Genomic DNA, 19,987 nt, shown 5'->3' on the forward strand with positions numbered 1-19,987 from the left:
TCCCGGATCGCGGGCCGTGGCGCGGTCCGGGTCCCCTCAGCCCGACCGTTCCGGGCCGGACCGGCCGTCGACGAAGGCCAGCAGTTCCGGGTCCTCGGAGGTCAACCGCTCCACCTCGGTGCCGCCGTCACAGGTGAGCATCGACACCGTCACCGCGGTGTCCGTGCGCACCACCACCCGCCACGGCGCTCCGTACTCCTCCCAACGCGACAGGGCGGCGACGTGCGGGTTCGGCGGGTTCTCCTCGGACGTGCCCACAGCAGCCTCCCTCCGTCCGGGACGCCCAGGGTAGGGGAGGGCGTCGGCCCCCTCCGGGTCCCGGAGGGGGCCGACGGCTCAGGACGGGAGCGAGTAGGAGGTCAGCACCGCCGCGTGGTCGGTGGTCCACTCGTTGTCCGCGTGCTCCGGGACCGGGGCGGGGTCCCCGACGACCAGGTCCTGCGAGTCCAGGACTCCGAGGTCGCCCGCGTGGTAGACGAAGTCGATCCGGTCCTGCGGTTCCGCACGGCCGGTCGAACCCCCGTGGAACGGGTACAGCGGCGACCAGGTGGTGCCCGGGTCGGCCACCGGGTCGGGGTGGGCCACCCGGTAGGAGTCCGTCAGTCCGGCCTCGGCCGGCAGCACCGAGGTCGGCCAGGGCACGTCGGCGTACCCGCAGTTCCTTTCCCGCGTCCCCTCGGTCCAGTCCAGGTGCGAGGGGGCGTTGAAGTCGCCCAGGAGCAGGACCGGGACCTCCCCGGCCGCGTCCAGATGGTCGGACATCGCGTCGAGGGCGTCGGTGATCTGGGGGGTGCGGCCCGACTGGGCCTCCCGCGCCAGGACCTCCTCCACCCCCATCCCGTCGAAGCAGAAGTCATAGGGCCCGTACGGGGTGTAGCCCAGGTGCACGTTCCACAGGTTGACCTGTGACTCCTCGCCGTCGAGCGCGATCCGCACCCCGCCCGAGGCGTTGACCTCCCCGTACTCCTCCACGATCGGGTAACGGCTGATCACTCCGAGGCTGTTGGAACCCTGCCAGTGGTACCAGCCCAGGGCCTCGGCCAGCCGGGCGGCGTGCACGCCCTGCGTCTCCTGGAGGCCGACGACGTCGGCCCCGCTCTCCAGCAGGAACCGGACCTGCTTCTCGTGGTGGCCGTCGACCTGGGTGCCGCCGTGCCAGGTGTTGAGGCTCATCACGCCGAGCTCGTCGACGAGCGGCTGGTCGTAACGGCGTACCGGGACGGTCACGTCCAGGCGTGCCGTGGACCCGTCCGCCCCGGCGGCCTCGACCGTCACCCGGGCCGAGGAGTGGTCGGGGCGGGACACCCCGGGCGGGGTCTCACGCTGGGCCGAGGCCCGCGGAGTACCCGAGAGGGTGCCGTCCGACGACACCTGGACCCAGTCGTCCCCGTCGACCTTGCCGAACTCCGTCCCCGGGCCGCCGCCCGTGACCAGGCCGCCCAGGTCCGCCTCGTAGGGCTGGCCCTGGCGGGCGTTGTGCAGGGTGGCCTCCGAGACGGGGAAGGAGACCGGGCCCTGCGAGAACAGTTCCACCCCGATGGGCTCGGCCAGCCACCCGTAGCCGTCACGGGCCAGGTAGAAGGCGGTGTAGGAGCCGGGCTCCAGGGAGTCGGCGGACAGCCGCACGGTCCCCTCCGCCTCGGGCGCGTACTCCCAGACCAGGGAGGGGGCGACGTACTCCTCGTCCACGGGGCCGCCCCCGGAGGCGCGGTACAGGCCGACCCAGTTGGCGGGGTGCGGGTCGGGTGTGGAGTAGGCGAAGGTGAACTCCTCGCCGTCGGTCAGGGACAGGGTGCCCTGCGGGGCGGCGGACACGGGGTGGGCGCCCAGCGCCAGCAGGAGGGCGGTGAGGACCGTCGGGATCAGGAAACGGACACGCATCCGGGGGAGGGCCTCTCGTTACGGGGGATGGATGGTCAACCACCATCCGGTACCCCGGAAACGGGCGTCCCCAACCTGTGAGGAGCACGGTTTAAGGGGCGGTGAACAGGCCCGGTGAGCCCGGAGGGGTCCGGCGCGCGAGGCGCCCCCTCCTCAGCCCGTCGTCCCGCGGGGCGGCGCGGCCGTGGAGCCGCGGACCACCAGGCTCGGGGTGAGCACCTCGTGGCGTTCCCCGGTGCGCCCGCCCATCCGCTCCAGCAGAAGCCCGGTGGCCAGCCGTCCCATCACCAGGCGCGGCTGGTCCACGCTGGTCAGCCGGGGCCGCACGGTCTCCGCCAGTGACGTGTTGTCGTAGCCCACCACCGAAACCCCCTCCGGGGCGGCCCGCCCCGCCTCGTGCGCCCGGTCCAGCACGGCCAGGGCGGCGAGGTCGTTGACGGCGAACACCGCCGTGTGCCCCTCGCCGAGCAGTGCGGCGGCGGCCCGTTCCCGGCCCCGGGCGGGGTCCCCGCCCCCGTGCACGGCCGTCCGCCCGGCCAGACCCAGGGCACGCATGGTCTCCCGGTACCCGGCCTCGCGGGCCCGCGAGGCCGGACGCCCGGTCCCCGCCAGGTGTGCGATCCGTTCGTGCCCCAGCTCCGCCAGGTGCCGCACGGCCGCCTCGGCCCCGGCCCGGTCGTCGTTGGCGACGGTGTCCACCCCCGGTGCGAAGGCCTCCGGGCGCCCCACCATCACCACCGGCACCCGCCGCGCGGCGGCGGCCAGCACCTCCGGGTCCGGCCAGGAACTGACCACCACCACCCCGTCCACGTTCAACTGGAGCAGGGCGTCCAGCTGGCGGGTCAGCCGGGAGCGGTCGCGGCGCCCGTGCGCCAGCAGCACCGTGAACCCGCGCTCCTCGGCCGATTCCTCCACCCCCGACACGACCTCGGTGTGGTACGGGTTGGCCAGGTCGGTCAGGAGCACCCCCAACAGCATGGTGCGGCCCTGCACGAGCCCGCGCGCCAGCATGTTGGACCGGTAGCCGAGCCGCTCGGCGGCGGCGAGGATCCGCGCGCTGGTCGCCTCGCTCACCCCGTGTTCGCCGCGCAGGGCCAACGACACCAGGGACTTGGACACCCCGGCGGCGGCCGCCACGTCCACGATCGTCGGGCGCGGTGCGCGCCGTTCCTCTCCTTTTGTCACAGGTACATTCTGGCCCGGTCCGGGCAGCGGGGCACATCCGGATCTGGAACGTTCCAGACGCGTTTCCCGAAGATCCACCCGGGGGTCGCCCGGAGTCCGGGGCCCGTCTCTAACGTCACTGGTGAACACAGATCCCACCGGTAGGAGACACTCCTTGGACACGGACCCGCTCCGGCACCGCCCCGACGCCCTCCTCCTGGACTTCGGCGGCGTCGTCTTCCAGACCCGCAAACGCCCCGAGGGGCGCTCGGACGTCACCCGCCACCTGCACGAGTTCCTGGCCCGCGCCGGCCACCGCGTCGACCCCGCCCTGCTGCGCGGCTCCCTGGACGCCGGCCTGGCCGCGCTGAAGGACTGGAAGAACGCCGCTGGCCGCCGCCGCACCCCGACCGAACTCGACCACCGCACCATCTGGACGGACTTCCTCGCCTCCGACCTGGACGACCGCGCCCGGGAGCTCCTCGCCGGCAGTGCCGCGGACCTCCTGGCCGACATGTCACCACTGATCTCCGAGCACGAGGTCCGCCCCGGCGTCCGCGACCTCCTGGCCGCCGCGCAGACCCTCGGCGTGCACGTCGGCATCGTCTCCAACGCCCACTCGGGGCGCTCCCACCGCCGCATCCTCCGCGAGGCCGGGCTGGAGCACCGGTTCGGCGTGCAGGTCTACTCCGACGAGGTCGGTATCCGCAAGCCGCACCCCGAGATGATCGCCCTCGCGGCCCGCGCGCTCGGCACCGTGCCCGCCCGCTGCTGGTACGTGGGCGACACCCAGGACCGGGACGTCGTCGCCGGGCGCCGGGCCGGTGCCGGCGCCGTGGTCCTCACCCGCCACCACCACACCGACCACCCGCCCTACCCCGTCCGCGAACACGCCGACGCGGTCCTGGACACCCCCGAGGGCCTGGTCGCCCCGCTGTTGCACAGCCTCCCCGACGAGCCCGTGCGCCGGGGTGATGCCGCGGGCACCGCACCCGCCCAGGTCGCCCGGCAGGAACCGGAAACCGGGGAGTCCGCCGCTCCGCCCTCCGGCGACCCCGCCGGGCCGGGGCCCGCGGCCACCCGCCGGGTGCCCGGGGCGCTCCTCCTCGACCAGGGCGGCGTGATCGCGCACTCCACCGTCACCCCCGACACCCAGCGCGACTTCGCCCGGAGCCTGGCGGCCCGCCTGGACCGCGTCGGGTACGCGGCCACCACCGACACCGTCCTCTCCCTCGTCCTGGCCGGCCGCGACCGCTACCGTGCCTGGAAGGCCGCCCACCCCTCCGGCGGCCCGATCCCCGAGATCACCCCGCGCCGGTTCTGGTCCGACATGGTCGGCCGCGACCTGCCCTCCCGCGCCCGTTCCTTCCTGCTCGCCGAGTCGTCCGAACTCACCCTGGAGTACGCCCGCTCCAAGAGCCACGCCGTCATGCGCTCCGGGGTGCGCGAGGTCCTGGAGTTCTGCGCCGAACGCGGCATCCCCGTCGGGATCGTGTCCAACACCGTGTGCGGACGGGCCGTCCGGGAGGAACTCGACCGTTTCGGCATCCTGCACCTGGTCAGCGCGCACGTGTACTCCGACGAACTGGGACTGCGCAAACCCGACCCCGCCACGGTCCGCGCCGCCACCACCGCCCTGGGCGTGGCCGCCGCGGACTGCTGGTTCGTCGGGGACAAACCCTGGCGGGACACGGCCGCTGCCCGCCGCGCCGGGGTCGGGGTCCCGGTGATCGTCCGCGGCGGTTCCGCCGCCGACGACCAGATCAGCTCCGCCCAGGACGGCCCCGCCGAGCTGCGACCCGCCCACGTCATCGACGAGATGGGCGAACTTCTCGGCCTGTGGACCGAAGCCCCCGTGCCCTCCGGCACCTGAACCCGGCCGACCCGGCCACCGCGCCGGCTCCGCCCGCTCCCCGCAACCGTTCCCCGACCTCACCCTTCCCCGTCACGGCGAAAGGCACCCCCATGGCCGAGTCCTCCCGCCCCACCGCCCCGCCCGCCCGCTCCGGCGCGCTCCGGCGCCCCGGTCCACCCGAACTCAACTCCGGCCAGAAGCTCATGGTCTTCGTCCTGTCGATGACCCTCTTCGGCCTCGCGAACATCGTCACCGAGGTCATCCCCGAAGTCCGGGTCGGACCGGTCGAGGTGGGGGTCTCCTACCTGGCCTTCGTCCCGGTCATCATGGTCGCCCTGTTCAACCCGCTCTACGCGGCCCTGGGCGCCCCGCTCGGCGAGATCGTCTTCGTCGACCTGCTGATGGGCGACTTCTCCGGCATCGGTGAACTGGAGGGCTACCTCCAGATGTTCCTGGGCCTGTACATCGCGGGCTGCCTGGTCCGCGACCCGCGCAGCCCGCGCCAGCTCTTCGCGGCGGGCGCGGTCGTCGTCATCGTCGACAAGATGCTCTCCGCCATCGTCGACATCGCCAAGGTGTCGGTGGGCGTGGACGACGCCGAGTTCGTTCCGGGCCTGCCCCAGTCCATCCTGCTGCTGGAGGGCGTCGACCTCGTGGTCGCCCTGCTGGTCAGCGGAATCCTCTTCGGCGCCCTCCCCGCGATGGCCCTCGCCCCGCGCCTGTACGGCAAGATCGAGCCCCTCCTCGGCCTGGCACCGCGCGACCCCGGCCACCCGATGCCGCTCGCCCAGCGCGGCACCGCCGCCTTCATGCTGCTCGCCCTCTTCCTCTCCTTCGTGTCGATGATCGCCGCGTTCACCTCGGAGATCTTCGACAACTTCGGGGTGTGGGAGCCGGACTTCATCGAGCAGTACGGCGACCGCTTCCTGTGGATCGGGGTGTCGGCGGCGCTCATCGTGCTCGTCGCCCTGGCCGTCGCCGTCCGGTTCGTGCTCGCCTCGCGGCGGGCCCGGGCCGCGCAGGGGTCGGACAGCCCGGACGTGCAGAACACGGGGGAGCGGCGGTGACCGGTAACGACAACACCCCGGCGATCGAGGTGTCGGGGCTCTCCTTCCGCTATCCGGGCGCCGACCGCGACTCGCTCACCGGGGTGGACCTGCGGATCGAACGTGGCGACTTCACCGCCGTGGTCGGCGGCAACGGCTCCGGCAAGACCACCCTGTGCAAGACCTTCAACGGGCTGGTCCCGCACTACTGGTCGGGGACCTTCGACGGGGCCGTCCGCGTGATGGGACACGACACCCGCGACCTGTCCGTGGGTGCCCTGTCCCACCTGGTCGGATACGTCTACCAGGATTTCGGCAACCAGCTGGTGCGCCCCACCGCCCGGGACGAGGTCTCCTTCGCCCCGGTCAACTTCGGCCTGGCCGACCACCGCGAACGCACGGAGGAGGCCCTGGAGCTGCTCGGCGTCGCCCACCTCGCCGACCGGTTCACCTGGCAGCTGTCCGGCGGCCAGCAGCACCTGGTCGCCCTCGCCGCGATCATGGCCCTGCGCCCCGACGTGGTGGTCGTGGACGAGCCCGTGGCCGAACTCGACCCCGCCCACGCGGACGGGATCTACGAGGCCCTCGCCGACCTCAACGCCCGGCTCGGGACCACGGTCGTCGTCATCGAGCACCACGCCGAGTACGTCGCCCGCCACGCCCGCTCCGTCGTGCTGATGGCCGACGGGGCGCCCGTGTGGCACCTGCCGGCCCGGGAGGCGATGGAACGCGTCGCCGAACTCGAACGGCACGGTATCCCCGCGCCCCAGGTCGTCCGGGCCACCCGGAGCCTGGCGCCGTGGGCGCCGGTCCCGCTCACCGTGGAGGAGGCCGCCGGGCACCTGCGCGAGCACTTCTCCGACCCCGGCGGCTCCGCGTCCCCGGACCCGGGCGCAGCCCCCGGGCCCCCGCCGCCCGCCGCCCCGCCCGGAGCGTCGGGCCCTCCCGGACCCCGTCGGACCCCCGGGGAACCGGTCGCCGAGATGGTCGGGGTCCGGCACGGCTACCGGGAGGTCGGCGGCGGACTCGCCGTCGTCCTGCACGGGCTGGACCTGACCCTGCGCGACGGCGAGCGCGTCGCCCTCGTGGGTGGCAACGGTGCGGGCAAGTCCACGCTGATGCGCCTGTTCACCGGCCTCAAGGTGCCCCGCGAGGGCACCGTCAGGGTGGGCGGCACCGACACCCGGACGGTGCGGCCGGCGGCCCTCGCCGACCGGGTCTGCTACCTCTACCAGCGCCCCGAACAGATGTTCCTCAAGGACAACGTGCGCGAGGACGTCGCCATGTTCCCCCGGGGCAGGGGCCGTTCCGACACCGACGCCCTGGTCGCCGACGTCCTGGACCGGGTCGATCTCACCGCCCTCGCCGACCGCGACGGCCGGCTCCTCTCCGGCGGCCAGCAGCGCCGGGCCACCCTCGCCATCGGTCTGGCCATGCGCCCCGCGCTGCTCCTGCTCGACGAACCCACCTCGAGCCTGGACACCGCCAGCCGCGACGCCGTCATCGCCATGCTCGACGCCCTCGCCGACACCATCCGCTGCACCGTGGTCGCCACCCACGACATGCACCTGGTCGCCGAGTGGGCCCACCGCGTCCTCGTCCTCGACCACGGGCGGATCATCGCCGACACGACACCCGCCGCACTCTTCGCCGACCAGGCGCTGATGGCCTCCGTCGGCCTGGTCGCACCCCAGATCACCCGCCTCGGGCTGAGTCTGGGACTGAACCCGCCACCCCTGTCGGTCGGGGAGATGCTCGACCGGCACCGGACCACCGGGAGGATCCGTGCGTAAGGAACGAGACGGAATATCCGTGGAGTGGGTCAAGCTCGAACTGCTCCGTACCGCCTACGCCACCCGGGGCGGGCTGCTGGCCGCCCGCGACCCGCGGTTCGTGATCGGCTGGTACCTGATCTTCGCGGTCGTGCCCTGGTTCACCCACAACATCACCGTGCTGGCCGCGCTGTTCACCGTCTGCGCCGCCGCCGTCTTCCTCAGCCGGGTCGGCCCGCTCGTCCTCGGCCTGTTCGTCATCGGGTTCGTCCTGGAGAGCCTGTACGTCCTGTTCGCCGCCTGGCTCTTCGGCGGCGACATGAGTACCGTCCTCGCCCTGGTCGTCCTCACCCTCAAACTCGCCACCGTCAGCCTCGCCAGCATGGCGGCCTTCGTGTCCCTGGACCCCGAGAAGCTCTCCGACGGCCTTCTCAGCATGCACGCCCCCGCCATGCTCAGCTTCGGCGTGAGCTACGGCTACCGGATGCTGCCCGTCCTGATGGAGGAGTTCCACACCGTCGTCGACGGCCACCGGCTGCGCTCCGCGCCCCTGGCCGCCAGGGGGTTCCTCGGCTGGCGCGTCGTCGTCCGCACCGCCACGACCCTGGTCCAGGCCTTCTACCCGCTCATGCTCAACACCGCCAAACGCACCCGTACCACCGTCGAGGCCCTGGAGACCAAGGGGTTCACCTACGCCGCCGAACACCCCGACGGCCGCCGTATCCGCCTCGCCCACCTGCGCGCCGACCACCGGGACGTGCTCCTCATCGCGGTGACGCTCCTACTCGTCGCCGCCTCCTTCGCCCTCGGCCACGCCTACCCCCTCCAGGCGGGGGTGGGCTGAAACACCCTCCGATCCTGTACAACCCACTCCTCACCTCCGCTAGACTGGTGCCACAGCTTCACGGGGCTATGGCGCAGTTGGTAGCGCGCCTCCATGGCATGGAGGAGGTCTGGGGTTCGAATCCCCATAGCTCCACGGACTCAGGACGACCCTGCTCGCGCGTAACCGCGCTCGCCGGGTCGTCCTTCGTGTTTCCCGGGGGAAGACCCCCCGCCCCCCGAGGTAACCCCCTGTGGCCCGGGTCGCGCCGGTCGGTGGGGCAGATAAGGCACTTCCCTGCAACGCGAGGCCGCGCCTCGCGGGTCGTGGTCACGTCCCCCAAGCTCCACGGACTCGGGGCGCCCCTGCTCGCTCAGGACGACCCTGCCCGACGGATTTCTCCGCTCGGCAGGGTCGTTCGTCGTTTCTGCTGGGGGAGCCCTCCGCGCACCCGTCGGCGCTGGTGCTCCCCGCCGCCCCGACGGAGGACGCCCAGCCTGCTGCGGGCCCTCAGGCCGGGGCCCGACCCGTGTCCCACCTGCGGTTTCCGCCAGAGCGCTGTTAGCGTCGGATGCCCTGGTTCCGGGGGAGAGGGCCGAGACACATGGCGGATTTCAGGCGTGTTCGCGCGGGCGGGACCGAACTGGAGGCGGCCTGCTGGGGTTCGGGAGAACCCGTCGTGTTCGTGCAGACCGCACTCTCGGCCGACGAGTTCAGGCCGTTGGCCGAGGACGCCGCGCTGCGTGACGGCTACCGCAAGGTCCTCTACCACCGGCGCGGGTACGCGGGCAGCGCCCCGGCGCGGGGGGCCGGCTCGGTCGAGCGGGACGCCCGGGACTGCGCCGCCCTGATGGAGTCCCTGGGAATCGAACGGGCCCACGTCCTGGGCGGGTCCTACGCCGGTGCGGTCGCCCTGCGCCTGGCGGTCGACGCGCCCGAACGCGTGCACAGCCTCGTCCTGCTGGAACCCCCGCCGACGATCACCTCCCGGGCCCCGGAGTTCCGCGTCCTCGTCGAGCGACTGATCCGGGCCAGCGAGGAGCGCGGGCCCTCCGCCGTGCTGCCGGAGTTCCTCAGCTCCTTCGGATGGGACCCGGACTCGCAGGACCCCCTGGGCCCGGGGTCCTCCCGGCAGATGGAACAGGACGCGGGCACCTTCTTCGGCACGGACCTGCCCGCGCTGCTCGACTGGCGTTTCGGCGCCGACGACGCCCGCCGCGTCCGCTGCCCGGTCCTGCACGTCGGCGGAGCGGAAAGCGGACCCTACTTCGCGGAGGTGCGCGAGGTCGTGCGCCGCTGGTTCCCCGAGGCCGAGGACGTCGTGATCCCGGACTCCGACCACGCGATGGTCTGCACGCGCCCGGGTGCGGTCGGGGCCGCCGTCGCCTCCTTCCTGGGCCGCCACCCGATGTAGTCCGCGATGCCGTCCCCGAGCTCCTCCTCCCGGCCTTGAAGACCGTCCGGCGCCGCGTGGCCAGTGCCGGAGCCGGGCACTCCCTTCCTAGACTGGGCGTATGGACCACGCCGCGAACGGACAGCCGACCGACGGGCCCGAACCGGACGAGGTCCGGGAGGCTGACGAGGGCAGTCCCGTCAGCCGGGTCCTGGAGGGGATCCGCGAGGAGGTCGCCGCTCTGACCGGCGGTCGGGTGGCGGACTACATCCCCGAACTCGCGCACGCGGACCCGGACGCGTTCGGCATCGCCGCGGTCAGCGCCCACGGCCGCTCCTACTGCGTCGGCGACGCCGAGCACGCCTTCACGCTGCAGTCGATCTCCAAACCGTTCGTCTACGCGGTCGCGGTGGAGGAACTCGGTCTCGACGCCGTCCACGGACACGTCGGCGCCGAGCCCAGCGGGGAGCCGTTCAACGCGATCAGCCTCGACGAGCGCGGCCGCCCGGAGAACCCGATGATCAACGCGGGCGCCATCGTGACCACCTCCCTGGTCGGAGGGGCGGAAGGGCGGTTCGAGCACATCCGCTCCGTGCTCTCCGACTTCGCCGGCCGCCGGCTGTCGGTCGACGAGGACGTGTACCGCTCGGAGGCGGAGACCGGGCACCGCAACCGGGCCCTGGGCTACCTGAGCCTGGCCGGAGGGGTCCTCGTCGGGCCCGTCGAGGAGGCCGTCCAGGACTACTTCCGCCAGTGCGCCCTCAGCGTCACCGTGCGCGACCTGGCCGTCATGGCGGCCACCCTGTCGGTCGGCGGCGTCAACCCGGTGACCGGGCGCCGGGTCGTGTCCCAGCGGACCGCCCGGCACGCCCTGTCGGTCATGGCCAGCTGCGGCATGTACGACCGGGCGGGGGAGTGGGGGCTGCGCGTCGGGATCCCCGCCAAGAGCGGTGTCAGCGGCGGCATCCTCGCCTCGGCGCCGGGGGCGTTCGGGCTCGGCGTGTTCAGCCCGCCGCTGGACGAGGCGGGCAACAGCGTGCGCGGGGTGGCCGCCCTGGAACGGCTCTCCGACGACTACGACCTGCACATGCTCCGGACCCCCTCGGAGCCCCCGTCCCCGATGCACAGCGTGACCCGGGCCGGGGGCACGCTCGACGTCCGCCTGCGCGGCGAGATCGACTTCCTCGCCGCCGAGCAGGTGGTCTCCCGGCTGGCGGAGGCGATCGACGACGCACGGGTCACCTCCGTCAGCGTCGCCCTCGAACGCGTCTCCGGGCTCAGCGACGCGGCCCGGTCGCTGCTGGCGGCCGAACTCACCGAGCTCGCCGACGCCGGGGTCGACGCCACGGTCAGCGACCCCCGCGGCGTACGCCGGGCCTGACCGCCGCGGAAAGCCTCCCGCTCCCCTTGACCCGGGGGTCCTCCGGGCGCATAATCAACCTAACGGTTTATCAACTGGGAGGTTGAATTCACTGATGGCGAACGACCCGCTCAGCCTCACGTTCGCCGCACTGGCGGACCCGACCCGCCGGGAGATCCTCGCCCGGCTGGCCGAGGGCGAGGCGACCGTCAACACCCTGGCGGAACCGTTCGACATGAGCCTCCAGGCGATCTCCAAACACCTGAAGGTCCTGGAGCGGGCCGGACTCATCACCCGGGGGCGCGACGCCCAGTGGCGGCCCTGCCGCCTGGAGGCCGCCCCCCTGGAGGAGGTCGACCAGTGGGTGGACCGCTACCGGGACCGGTGGGAGGAGCGCTTCGGCCGCCTCGACCGGGAACTGCGCAGGATCCAGAACAGCACCGAGGGAGAGAAGAACCATGAGTGACCTCCAGGTCGTCGCCGAACCCGGCCGCCAGGACATCCTCATCACCCGCACCTTCGACGCGCCGCGCGAGACGGTCTGGCGCGCGCTGACCGAGCCCGAGCTCGTGGCCCGCTGGTTCGGGCTGGACGAGACCGCCACCGAGGTCGACCCGACCGAGGTCCGCACCGGCACCCCGTGGCGGACCTCGGAGAGGACCCGGGACGGCGAGGTGTACGCCTTCCACGGGGTCCACCACGACGTCCGGGCCCCGGAGCGGATGGTGCGCACCTTCGAGTTCGAGGGTTACCCCGGCCACGTCTCGCTGGAGACCCTCACCCTGGAGGAGGCCGACGGCCGCACCGAGTACCGCGTCGTGGCGCTCTTCCAGTCCGTCGAGGACCGGGACGGCATGGTCGCCTCCGGTATGGAGTCGGGGCTCGCGCAGTCCCTCGACAAGCTCGACGAGGTCCTGCGCTCCCTGCGCTGACCCCGGTCGCCTCCGGTCCGGACCGCGCCTTCCGGACCGGAGAACCGCCTGTGGACGACACCGAACCTGTCGTCGCGGCCCGGTACTGTCGACCCGTGGCAGATCTCCCCGACGTTCCCACCCTGCTCGGCGCGGCCGTCAAGGCCCTGGGCGGCAGCAGCCGAGAGGGCCAGCAGACCATGGCCGACGCCGTCTCCTCGGCGGTCGAACAACGCGAACACCTGGTGGTCCAGGCCGGTACCGGCACCGGTAAGTCCCTGGCGTACCTGGTGCCCGCGATCAGACACGCGATGGCGACCAGGACACCCGTGGTGGTCTCCACGGCCACCATCGCGCTGCAGAACCAGCTCATCGACCGCGACCTGCCGCGTCTGGCCGCCGCGCTCGCCCCGCTGCTGCCCCGCGAGCCCACGTTCGCGGTCCTCAAGGGACGGCGCAACTACCTGTGCCGCAACCGGATGCAGACCGCGTCGGACGAGGAGGCGGAAGGCACCGAACTCTTCGACGCCCGCCAACTCTCCTCCCTCGGCCGCCAGGTCGCGCGCGTGCACGAATGGGCCGAGGACACCCTCACCGGCGACCGCGACGAACTCGTCCCCGGCGTCAGCGACCTGGCCTGGCGCCAGGTCTCCGTGGGCGGGAACGAGTGCATGGGCGCCCGCGTGTGCTCCTTCGGCCAGGAGTGCTTCGCCGAGTTCGCCCGGGAGGCCACCACCGGCGTGGACGTGGTGGTCACCAACCACGCGATGCTCTCCATCGACATGTCGCAGGGCTACCACATCCTGCCCGAGCACAACACGATCATGATCGACGAGGCCCACGAACTCGTCGACCGGGCCACCTCGGTGGCCACCGGAACCCTCACCGAGCGCGCCGTCACCGCCGCCGCCAAACGTGCCGCACGCCTGGTCGAACCGGGTGTCAGCGAACGGCTCAGCGAGTGCGCCGACGGTCTGTCCCTGATGTTCACCGAGGTTCCGGAGGGCCGCCTCGACCAGATCGACGACGGCCTGGCGGGCGCGGTGGCCGCGACCAGGGACGCCGCGGCCGCCTGCGTCGCCGCCATCGGTCCCTCCCCGGGCGAACTCGACCCGGACACCGCCTCCGACCGCCGCCTGGCCCTGGCCGCGCTCGGCGAGGTCCGGGAGGCCGCCGAACGGGTCCTGGAGTCCTACGAGCCCCCGCTCCGCGACCGCACCGAGATCGTCTGGCTCACCAAGGGCATGTCCAGACCGCCGGCGCTCAACGTCGCCCCGCTCGGGGTGGGCGGGCTGCTGCGGGAGAAGCTCTTCGGTGACCGCACCGTCGTGCTCACCTCGGCCACCCTCACCCTGGGCGGCGACTTCACCGCCCTCGCCCGGCAGTGGGGGCTGGGCCGCGAGGCCGCCCAGGAAGCCGCGGACCGGGCCGCCCGCGCCGACGTGCCGGACACCGGCCCCGAACCCGCACCGGCAGCCGAGGGCACCGGGGACGCGGCGCAGACTGCGGGAGAGGGCCCGTCGGACGGCGACGATGACGGCCCGCACCGTGCCGCCGGGGAACCGCGCTGGCGCGGACTGGACGTCGGATCCCCCTTCGACCACGGCCGCAGCGGCATCCTCTACGTCGCCCGGCACCTGCCCAAGCCCGGCCGTGACGGGCTCTCCGAGGAGTACCTCGCCGAGATCGCCGGGCTCATCGAGGCCTCCGACGGCCGCGCCCTCGGCCTGTTCTCCTCGATGCGGGCCGCCCAGCAGGCCGCCGACGAACTCCGTGAACGCCTGGACCAGCCGATCCTGTGCCAGGGCGAGGACTCCACCGGCCAGCTGGTCCGCCGCTTCGCGGAGGAGGAACGGTCCTGCCTGTTCGGCACCCTGTCCCTGTGGCAGGGCGTCGACGTGCCCGGCCCCTCGCTCCAACTGGTCATCGTCGACCGCATCCCGTTCCCGCGCCCCGACGACCCGCTGGCCTCGGCCCGCCAACGCGCGGTCTCCGCCCACGGCGGCAACGGCTTCCTGGCGGTGTCGGCCACCCACGCCGCGCTGCTGCTCGCCCAGGGCACCGGACGCCTGCTGCGCTCCACCGAGGACCGCGGGGTGATCGCGGTCCTGGACCCGCGCCTGGCCACCGCTGGTTACGGCGGTTTCCTCAGGGCCTCCCTGCCCCCGTACTGGGGTACCGCCGACCCGGAGGTCGCCCGTTCCGCCCTGCGCCGCCTGGCCGAGAAGGCCGGGGCGGACCGGGGAGAGACCGCGGCCTGATCCGGGGCCCGATCCCGGCACGACGGCGGCCGGCCACCCGTGGGGGTGTCCGGCCGCTGCCGTCGTTCCGTCCGGGCCGCGGCCCCGCGCCCCGTACCCGTGCGGTTCTCCTGTTGTTCCGGGGTGCTGCTCCGCACCCGTGCCGGCTCAGCCCTTGGTGCGGTACCCGAAGAGGCGGACCGCGTAGCCGGGGGAGTTGTCCTCCGGTTCCTGGATCTGCCAGCGGTCGTCGTGTTCGCCTACCAGCAGCTCGTTCCACATCATGTCGATGAGCTTGAGCCGGGACACCACCGAGGACTCGGGGTCCAGCACGATCGAGTAGGCGTGGTCGGTGAGCCGTTGGGTCACCATCCCCACGGACTGGCCGTCCCAGATGGCCGGGACGGGGGCGTGGCCGACCTCGACCCCGCACAACCGGAGCTGCTCCACCTCCTCGTCGAGTGCTTCCGCGGCCAGCGCGCCGTCGAGCCGGAGGGCGTCCTCCAGCTCGTCGCGTTCCTCGTCGGTCCGCAGGTAGGCGTGGTAGGTGCGGTAACCGCAGGTGCGGCACTTGCGCCAGACCACGCAGCGGGCCAGTCCGTAGGCGGACTGCGCCTCGCCGACGCTCTGGTGGTCGCTCACCTCGCGAACCATGCCGCATTCGCAGCACAAGGCAGTGAGATCCTGCTTCATCGGAGTCCCCCCTCCCAGGTGAGTATGCGACGGATGGGGGCCGTTAGGGAACCCGTTCGGAGAGGAAGTCGCGGCAAGGACTCGTCATCAATGCCCAAAATGACCGGGCGACGGGTTTCGGACGTGCTCAGAGGGGGCGTCGGCGTGGCCGACCTCACCCCGGGCGGAGTTCCTCGGAGCCCTTCGGCGGGGGCTCCCGCCGGGGCCCGGGAAGGGCTGTCCCAGCGGGGCCCGGGGCGGTGCGAAACCGGGGCGGTGTCACTCGTCCATGCTGAGACCGCGCTTGTTGCGGGCGGTCCAGTCGCGCATCCGCTGGGGGTAGCCGACGATCTGCACGTCGTAGGCGGGCACCGCGAGCTTGCTCGCGACCTTGCGGATGACCTCCGGGGAACCGCAGCGCCGACGGATCCACTCGCCGTCGGTGGCGACCGCCACGGCGGTGGTCCGGGTGGCGAAGGTTTCGGGCTCGACGAAGAACTCCACTCCCACCCGGCTCTTGGCGAACTCGATCAGCGCCTTGACGTCCGAATCCTCGGAGACGCGGTCGAAGCGGGCCTTGCCCTTGCGGTTGGCCTTACGGAGCCCGAAGCGGTCTCGCCATCCCATGGGTGCTCATGTCCCCTTAATGCCTGTTCGTGACTGTCGTCCATGCGCACCGCCGAGTGTATCGGCCCGGAATCGGTCACAGCCGGGCTCCGAACGCCCAGGCTGCACCGGTTTCCAGCGTTTTCCGGACAGCTCTGTCACCGCGCTGCTACGTTCTGTCCACGCGTGACTCAGTCAGGGGGAGAGTATGACGATGTGGACATGGGCGGGGGAGGCAGGACGCCAACTACGTGCCGCGGGGCAGGACGAACTGGCCGAGGCCGTCACCGGCCTGCCTCAGCTCAGCGAGGCGGGCGACGCGGTCAAGGTGGAGGCGCTGGCCAGGTCGGCGATGCGTACCGCCAGGCGCCTGGTCGCCGAAGCGGGCAACACCGAGGCCGCGGTACCGGGGGTGTTCGGTCCGCCGACACTGTTCTTCCTCGCGCACTGGCCGCTCGCCGTGCGCGTGGGAGCGCTCGCCGAGGGCCGCAGGGCGCTGGAGCAGGCACGGGCGGCCGCGGAGGACGAGCCCGCTCCGCACGCGCACGGGCCGCTGCCGGTCTCCGCGCTGGAGACACTCGTTCGCTGCCACGCCAACGTCGACGCCCAGGGCACCACGGAACAGCGCCGTGAACTGCTCAGCGCCCAGCGCCTGTCCGGCTGGGAGAGCACCCCGGCCTGGCCCGCGTTCACGCTGGCACGGGTGCACCTGCTCATCGACGAGGGCCGGGCCGACCGTGCCGAGGCGGAGCTGCGCCGTTACGAACACACCGCCACCGGTCCGGCGCTCCTCGGCGCCGACGGGGTGTTCTCCATGGTCCGGGCCCTGCGCCACCAGGACAGGCACACCGACGCCCTGGACGCCCTGGACCGGATGGAGGCCGAACTCGGCCTCGGCGACACCGGCGACCCCGCCGGCAACCCGCGGCGCACGGCGCTGCGCCGGGTGATCCGCTTCGAGCGCGCCCGGCTCCTGTCCTGGCTGGCCCGCCTCGGCCTGTGCGACGCCCACAGGGCGATCGGGCTGCTGCCCACGGTGGAGGAGGCCGAGACCTACCCGAGGCTGCGCCCGGCCTGGGTGGAGGCGGTGGAGAACCTGGTGTGCCAGGGCAGTGTCCGCAACGACTGGCGGCTCGGCGTACGGGTGACGAGCTGGTCCCGCTACTTCGAGCGGGTGGGCGCGCCGCGGCGCGGGGCGGAGCTCGCCCTGGCCGCCACCCGCCTGGCCAGCGGCCGGGGCGCGCGCTGGGTGGCCGAGTGCTCCGCGCAGCGGGCCGAACGCCTCATCCGCGAACTCGGCGGTGCCGAGGAGATCATCGGTGACCTCGCGGAGGTCCGGTCGATGGTGCGGAGCATGAAGCCGATCCAGCCGATGGCTCCGGCGCAGAACATCCTGGAGTTCCTCCGGGCGCAGCGGACCGAGGACGTCAACCCCGAGGAGCAGGCGGAACAGGTCAACGTGGCGCTCGCGGAGCAGCCGCACGACACGGCGCTGCTGAGCGCCCTGGGCCAGGTCGGCCGGACCCTGATGCTGTCCGACGCCGCCACCGAGCCCCAGTGGCGCCACGTCCGGGCGCAGCCGGGCGACCAGCGCGCCGCCCTGTCGCTGCTGGAGACGCTGCTGCACGACAACGACACCGCGGGGGTGCGGAACCTGGTCAGCACGCTCGCCGCCGGGGCCCTCCAGCCGGAGGGCGGCGGGGTCCTCAGCACCGGGGCCGCGCAGTTCAGCACGAGTCGCTGAGGTCGCGCGGCCGAGGCCGGTCACCGTCCTCAGCCGCGCGGGCCGGCCCCCGTCACCAGCGAGCGCCCTGCCGGGTAGCTCAGGGCGGCCTCCGGCAGGGCCGCGGGGCGACCGCTGGCCAGGACGGTCACCCTTCCCGTCCCGCGGGTCGCCGCCCGGTCCGCGCCGATCCTGCGCAGGGCCTGGGCGGCCACCGCCCGGGCCGCGGTGAACAGTTCGGCACGACCGGACAGGGCCTCGGAGATCTCCTCGCCCACCAGGTCGTAGTGCGTGCAGCCCAGCACCACCCCGCGGACGTCGGCGGGGGTGAGAGCGGCGGCGTAGGCCACGGCGTCGGCGACCAGACCGGGGTCGGCGGACTCCACCGCCTCGGCCAGGCCCTTACAGGCCACCGGGGCCACCGACACGTCCCGCGCGAAGGTCTCCACCAGACGGCGCTGGTAGGCGCTGTAGGTGGTGGCCTCGGTGGACCACACCGCGATCGGGGTCCCCGGGGCGGCCGCCGGCTTGATGGCGGGGACCGTGCCGATCACCGGGACCCCGGGCTCGAACTCGGCGCGCAACTCGTTCAGGCCGTGCACCGACGCCGTGTTGCAGGGCACGACCACGGCGTCCAGGGAGCCCGCGGCGTCCAGGGCCGCCCGGGCTCCGGCCAGGGCCCGGGCGATGATCTGTTCCGGGGTATGCAGACCCCAGGGCATGTGGTCCGGGTCCATGGACAGGAACAGGTCCGCGTCTGGCCGGGCCGCGTGCAGGGCGGCGGCGGTGGACAGCATGCCGATACCGGAGTCAACGAGAGCGATGCGCACGGAACGGAATCCTACGCGGATCAGGGCGTGGCCATAACAACACCGCAGGTGAGGGCTTCTGGCTCCTGCCGTCGGTTCCGCCGGGCGCCCCGAAGGGCAAGACACGTACCGAAATGGGGTGGCCGAGGACCGTTACCGATAGGTAGAACTGAGGGGATCGGCCTGCCGCGGAACGCCGTCCCGGTCCCGGCCGACCCGCGCTGTGCGTCGTAGCTCGTGAGAAAGTCAGGGGATCCGACATGACTCCGAAACAGCCCGGTACGACTTCGGGGCAGCAGGCGAACCCCGGGTCAGGGCTCGCCGAGCACATCACGGCGGTCCAGCGGTTGCGCAGGCAGTACCGGGAGCTCCCGGAGGGAGCCCCGGTCCGGTTGGCCAAGCCGACCTCCAACCTCTTCCGTTTCCGCGAACCCTCCTCGGCCCCCGCCCTGGACGTGTCGGCCTTCTCCGGGGTCATCTCCATCGACCCGGTGGAGCGCCTGGCCGACGTCGGCGGCATGACCACCTACGAGGAGCTCGTCGCCGAGACCCTTCCCCACGGCCTCATGCCCATGGTCGTACCGCAACTGCGTACCATCACCCTGGGCGGGGCGGTCACCGGTCTGGGCATCGAGTCCTCCTCGTTCCGCAACGGGCTGCCGCACGAGTCGGTGCAGGAGATGCAGATCCTCACCGGTTCGGGCGAGGTCGTCACCGCCAGCCGGGACAACGAGCACCGGGACCTGTTCCACGGTTTCCCCAACTCATACGGGACGCTCGGCTACAGCCTCCGCCTGCGTATCGAACTCGAACCCGTCTCCCCCTACGTACACCTGCGACACCTCAGGTTCCACGACGCGGACGAGGCGATGGACGCCCTCGGCCGGATCTGTGCCGACGCGGCCCACGAGGGGCAGCCCGTCGACTTCGTGGACGGGGTCGCCTTCGGCCCCGGCGAGCTCTACCTGTCCCTGGCCCGCTTCACCGACCGGGCGCCCTGGACCAGCGACTACACCGGGAACGACGTCTACTACCGCTCCATCCCCCGCTACGCGGAGTCCGGGTCGACGGCCGGGCCCGGCGACTACCTCACCACCCATGACTACCTGTGGCGCTGGGACACCGACTGGTTCTGGTGCTCCCGCGCCTTCGGCACCCAGAACCCGCTGGTGCGCCCGCTGTGGCCGCGCTCCCTCAAACGCTCCGACGTCTACCGCAGGCTGGTCGCCTGGGACCGGCGCACCGACTTCTCCCGTCTGCTGAACCACTACCGGGGCCGCCCGCCGCAGGAGCCGCTCATCCAGGACGTCGAGGTGGGGATCGAGCGCGGGGCGGAGTTCCTGGACTTCTACCACGCGGAGGTCGGCATGACCCCGGTGTGGATGTGCCCGCTGCGGCTGCGCGAACCCCGCCGCCCGGGCCTGGCCGAGGACGGACACGTCTGGCCGCTGTACCCGTTGGAGAACGACCGCCTCTACGTGAACTTCGGGTTCTGGGGAATGGTCGACATGAAACCCGGCCAGCGCCGGGCCCACCACAACCGCCGTGTGGAGGAGGAGGTGTCCCGGCTCGGCGGGCACAAGTCCCTGTACTCGGACGCCTTCTACACCGAGGACGAGTTCTGGGAGCTCTACAACGGCACCGCCTACGACCACCTCAAGGAGGCCTACGACCCGGACGGTCGGCTCCTGGACCTGTACGCCAAGTGCGTACGCAACCGCTGAACAGTCGA

General features: G+C 72.7%; 17 protein-coding genes and 1 tRNA gene. 12 read left to right on the top strand and 6 right to left on the bottom strand.

The features are described 5' to 3' along the window. Nucleotides 1-36 precede the first annotated feature (36 nt). The 3 genes from AC0VYD_RS07220 to AC0VYD_RS07230 form a co-directional block, all read right to left on the bottom strand. Nucleotides 37-258, bottom strand: a complete 222-nt coding sequence (locus tag AC0VYD_RS07220) for a hypothetical protein (RefSeq protein WP_475479157.1) — start codon at nt 256-258, stop codon at nt 37-39. Nucleotides 259-336: 78 nt separating this feature from the next. After that, on the bottom strand, nt 337-1,881 hold the full coding sequence (locus AC0VYD_RS07225) for an endonuclease/exonuclease/phosphatase family protein (protein WP_475479158.1): 1,545 nt from the start codon (nt 1,879-1,881) through the stop codon (nt 337-339). 153 nt (nt 1,882-2,034) lie between these two features. Beyond that, on the bottom strand, nt 2,035-3,066 hold the full coding sequence (locus AC0VYD_RS07230) for a LacI family DNA-binding transcriptional regulator (protein ID WP_475479159.1): 1,032 nt from the start codon (nt 3,064-3,066) through the stop codon (nt 2,035-2,037). Nucleotides 3,067-3,220: 154 nt separating this feature from the next. Here AC0VYD_RS07230 and AC0VYD_RS07235 point away from each other — a divergent pair, with 154 nt between their 5' ends. From AC0VYD_RS07235 to AC0VYD_RS07280, 10 genes are all read left to right on the top strand, one after another. Continuing rightward, on the top strand, nt 3,221-4,918 hold the full coding sequence (locus AC0VYD_RS07235) for an HAD family hydrolase (protein WP_475479160.1): 1,698 nt from the start codon (nt 3,221-3,223) through the stop codon (nt 4,916-4,918). Nucleotides 4,919-5,010: 92 nt separating this feature from the next. Next, nucleotides 5,011-5,967 carry a DUF8171 family membrane protein gene (locus AC0VYD_RS07240; RefSeq protein ID WP_475479161.1) on the top strand — a complete coding sequence of 319 codons (957 nt, stop codon included), beginning with the start codon at nt 5,011-5,013 and terminating at the stop codon, nt 5,965-5,967. After that, the gene (locus AC0VYD_RS07245; RefSeq protein WP_475479162.1) at nt 5,964-7,739 is read left to right on the top strand and encodes an ABC transporter ATP-binding protein; all 1,776 of its coding nucleotides are present in this window, start codon (nt 5,964-5,966) and stop codon (nt 7,737-7,739) included. Before AC0VYD_RS07240 ends, AC0VYD_RS07245 begins: the two co-directional genes overlap by 4 nt. Beyond that, nucleotides 7,732-8,562 (top strand): energy-coupling factor transporter transmembrane component T family protein, encoded by an 831-nt coding sequence (locus AC0VYD_RS07250; protein WP_475479164.1) that lies wholly within the window; start codon nt 7,732-7,734, stop codon nt 8,560-8,562. Before AC0VYD_RS07245 ends, AC0VYD_RS07250 begins: the two co-directional genes overlap by 8 nt. A gap of 62 nt (nt 8,563-8,624) precedes the next feature. Next, nucleotides 8,625-8,697 (top strand) — tRNA-Ala (locus AC0VYD_RS07255). A gap of 448 nt (nt 8,698-9,145) precedes the next feature. Further along, a complete protein-coding gene (locus AC0VYD_RS07260; RefSeq protein ID WP_475479165.1) occupies nt 9,146-9,955 on the top strand; it encodes an alpha/beta fold hydrolase in 810 nt (269 codons plus the stop codon). 100 nt (nt 9,956-10,055) lie between these two features. Further along, nucleotides 10,056-11,315, top strand: a complete 1,260-nt coding sequence (glsA, locus tag AC0VYD_RS07265; protein WP_475479166.1) for a glutaminase A — start codon at nt 10,056-10,058, stop codon at nt 11,313-11,315. Nucleotides 11,316-11,409: 94 nt separating this feature from the next. After that, nucleotides 11,410-11,760 carry a metalloregulator ArsR/SmtB family transcription factor gene (locus AC0VYD_RS07270; protein WP_473036012.1) on the top strand — a complete coding sequence of 117 codons (351 nt, stop codon included), beginning with the start codon at nt 11,410-11,412 and terminating at the stop codon, nt 11,758-11,760. Then, nucleotides 11,753-12,226, top strand: a complete 474-nt coding sequence (locus AC0VYD_RS07275) for an SRPBCC family protein (RefSeq protein WP_475479167.1) — start codon at nt 11,753-11,755, stop codon at nt 12,224-12,226. Before AC0VYD_RS07270 ends, AC0VYD_RS07275 begins: the two co-directional genes overlap by 8 nt. A 95-nt stretch (nt 12,227-12,321) precedes the next feature. Then, the gene (locus AC0VYD_RS07280; RefSeq protein ID WP_475479168.1) at nt 12,322-14,466 is read left to right on the top strand and encodes an ATP-dependent DNA helicase; all 2,145 of its coding nucleotides are present in this window, start codon (nt 12,322-12,324) and stop codon (nt 14,464-14,466) included. Nucleotides 14,467-14,613: 147 nt separating this feature from the next. Here the strand turns inward: AC0VYD_RS07280 and AC0VYD_RS07285 are convergent, their stop codons facing one another. Both AC0VYD_RS07285 and AC0VYD_RS07290 read right to left on the bottom strand, forming a co-directional pair. Then, the gene (locus AC0VYD_RS07285) at nt 14,614-15,138 is read right to left on the bottom strand and encodes a DUF6315 family protein (RefSeq protein WP_475479169.1); all 525 of its coding nucleotides are present in this window, start codon (nt 15,136-15,138) and stop codon (nt 14,614-14,616) included. A 258-nt stretch (nt 15,139-15,396) separates the two neighbouring features. Next, nucleotides 15,397-15,744, bottom strand: coding sequence for a hypothetical protein (locus AC0VYD_RS07290; protein ID WP_475479170.1), 348 nt, complete (start codon nt 15,742-15,744; stop codon nt 15,397-15,399). 187 nt (nt 15,745-15,931) lie between these two features. On the opposite strand from AC0VYD_RS07290, the gene AC0VYD_RS07295 reads away from it, so the two are divergent. After that, complete coding sequence (locus tag AC0VYD_RS07295) at nt 15,932-17,467, top strand: hypothetical protein (RefSeq protein WP_475479171.1); 1,536 nt, start codon at nt 15,932-15,934, stop codon at nt 17,465-17,467. A gap of 29 nt (nt 17,468-17,496) precedes the next feature. Here the strand turns inward: AC0VYD_RS07295 and AC0VYD_RS07300 are convergent, their stop codons facing one another. Further along, entirely contained in the window at nt 17,497-18,276 is a 780-nt protein-coding gene (locus AC0VYD_RS07300) for a glutamate racemase (RefSeq protein WP_475479172.1), read from the bottom strand. A 239-nt stretch (nt 18,277-18,515) separates the two neighbouring features. Here AC0VYD_RS07300 and AC0VYD_RS07305 point away from each other — a divergent pair, with 239 nt between their 5' ends. Further along, on the top strand, nt 18,516-19,979 hold the full coding sequence (locus tag AC0VYD_RS07305; RefSeq protein ID WP_475479173.1) for an FAD-binding oxidoreductase: 1,464 nt from the start codon (nt 18,516-18,518) through the stop codon (nt 19,977-19,979). Nucleotides 19,980-19,987: the final 8 nt, after the last annotated feature.

The sequence above is a fragment of the Nocardiopsis sp. iso_40 genome, assembly GCF_056173285.1.

What these genes read in the sequence shown, in the direction of transcription:
- AC0VYD_RS07285 (WP_475479169.1), bottom strand. Translation starts at nt 15,138, where the DNA reads ATGAAGCAGGATCTCACTGCCTTGTGCTGCGAATGCGGCATGGTTCGC.
- AC0VYD_RS07275 (WP_475479167.1), top strand. Translation starts at nt 11,753, where the DNA reads ATGAGTGACCTCCAGGTCGTCGCCGAACCCGGCCGCCAGGACATCCTC.
- AC0VYD_RS07270 (WP_473036012.1), top strand. Translation starts at nt 11,410, where the DNA reads ATGGCGAACGACCCGCTCAGCCTCACGTTCGCCGCACTGGCGGACCCG.
- AC0VYD_RS07225 (WP_475479158.1), bottom strand. Translation starts at nt 1,881, where the DNA reads ATGCGTGTCCGTTTCCTGATCCCGACGGTCCTCACCGCCCTCCTGCTG.
- AC0VYD_RS07305 (WP_475479173.1), top strand. Translation starts at nt 18,516, where the DNA reads ATGACTCCGAAACAGCCCGGTACGACTTCGGGGCAGCAGGCGAACCCC.
- AC0VYD_RS07240 (WP_475479161.1), top strand. Translation starts at nt 5,011, where the DNA reads ATGGCCGAGTCCTCCCGCCCCACCGCCCCGCCCGCCCGCTCCGGCGCG.
- AC0VYD_RS07290 (WP_475479170.1), bottom strand. Translation starts at nt 15,744, where the DNA reads ATGGGATGGCGAGACCGCTTCGGGCTCCGTAAGGCCAACCGCAAGGGC.
- AC0VYD_RS07260 (WP_475479165.1), top strand. Translation starts at nt 9,146, where the DNA reads ATGGCGGATTTCAGGCGTGTTCGCGCGGGCGGGACCGAACTGGAGGCG.
- AC0VYD_RS07295 (WP_475479171.1), top strand. Translation starts at nt 15,932, where the DNA reads ATGACGATGTGGACATGGGCGGGGGAGGCAGGACGCCAACTACGTGCC.
- glsA (WP_475479166.1), top strand. Translation starts at nt 10,056, where the DNA reads ATGGACCACGCCGCGAACGGACAGCCGACCGACGGGCCCGAACCGGAC.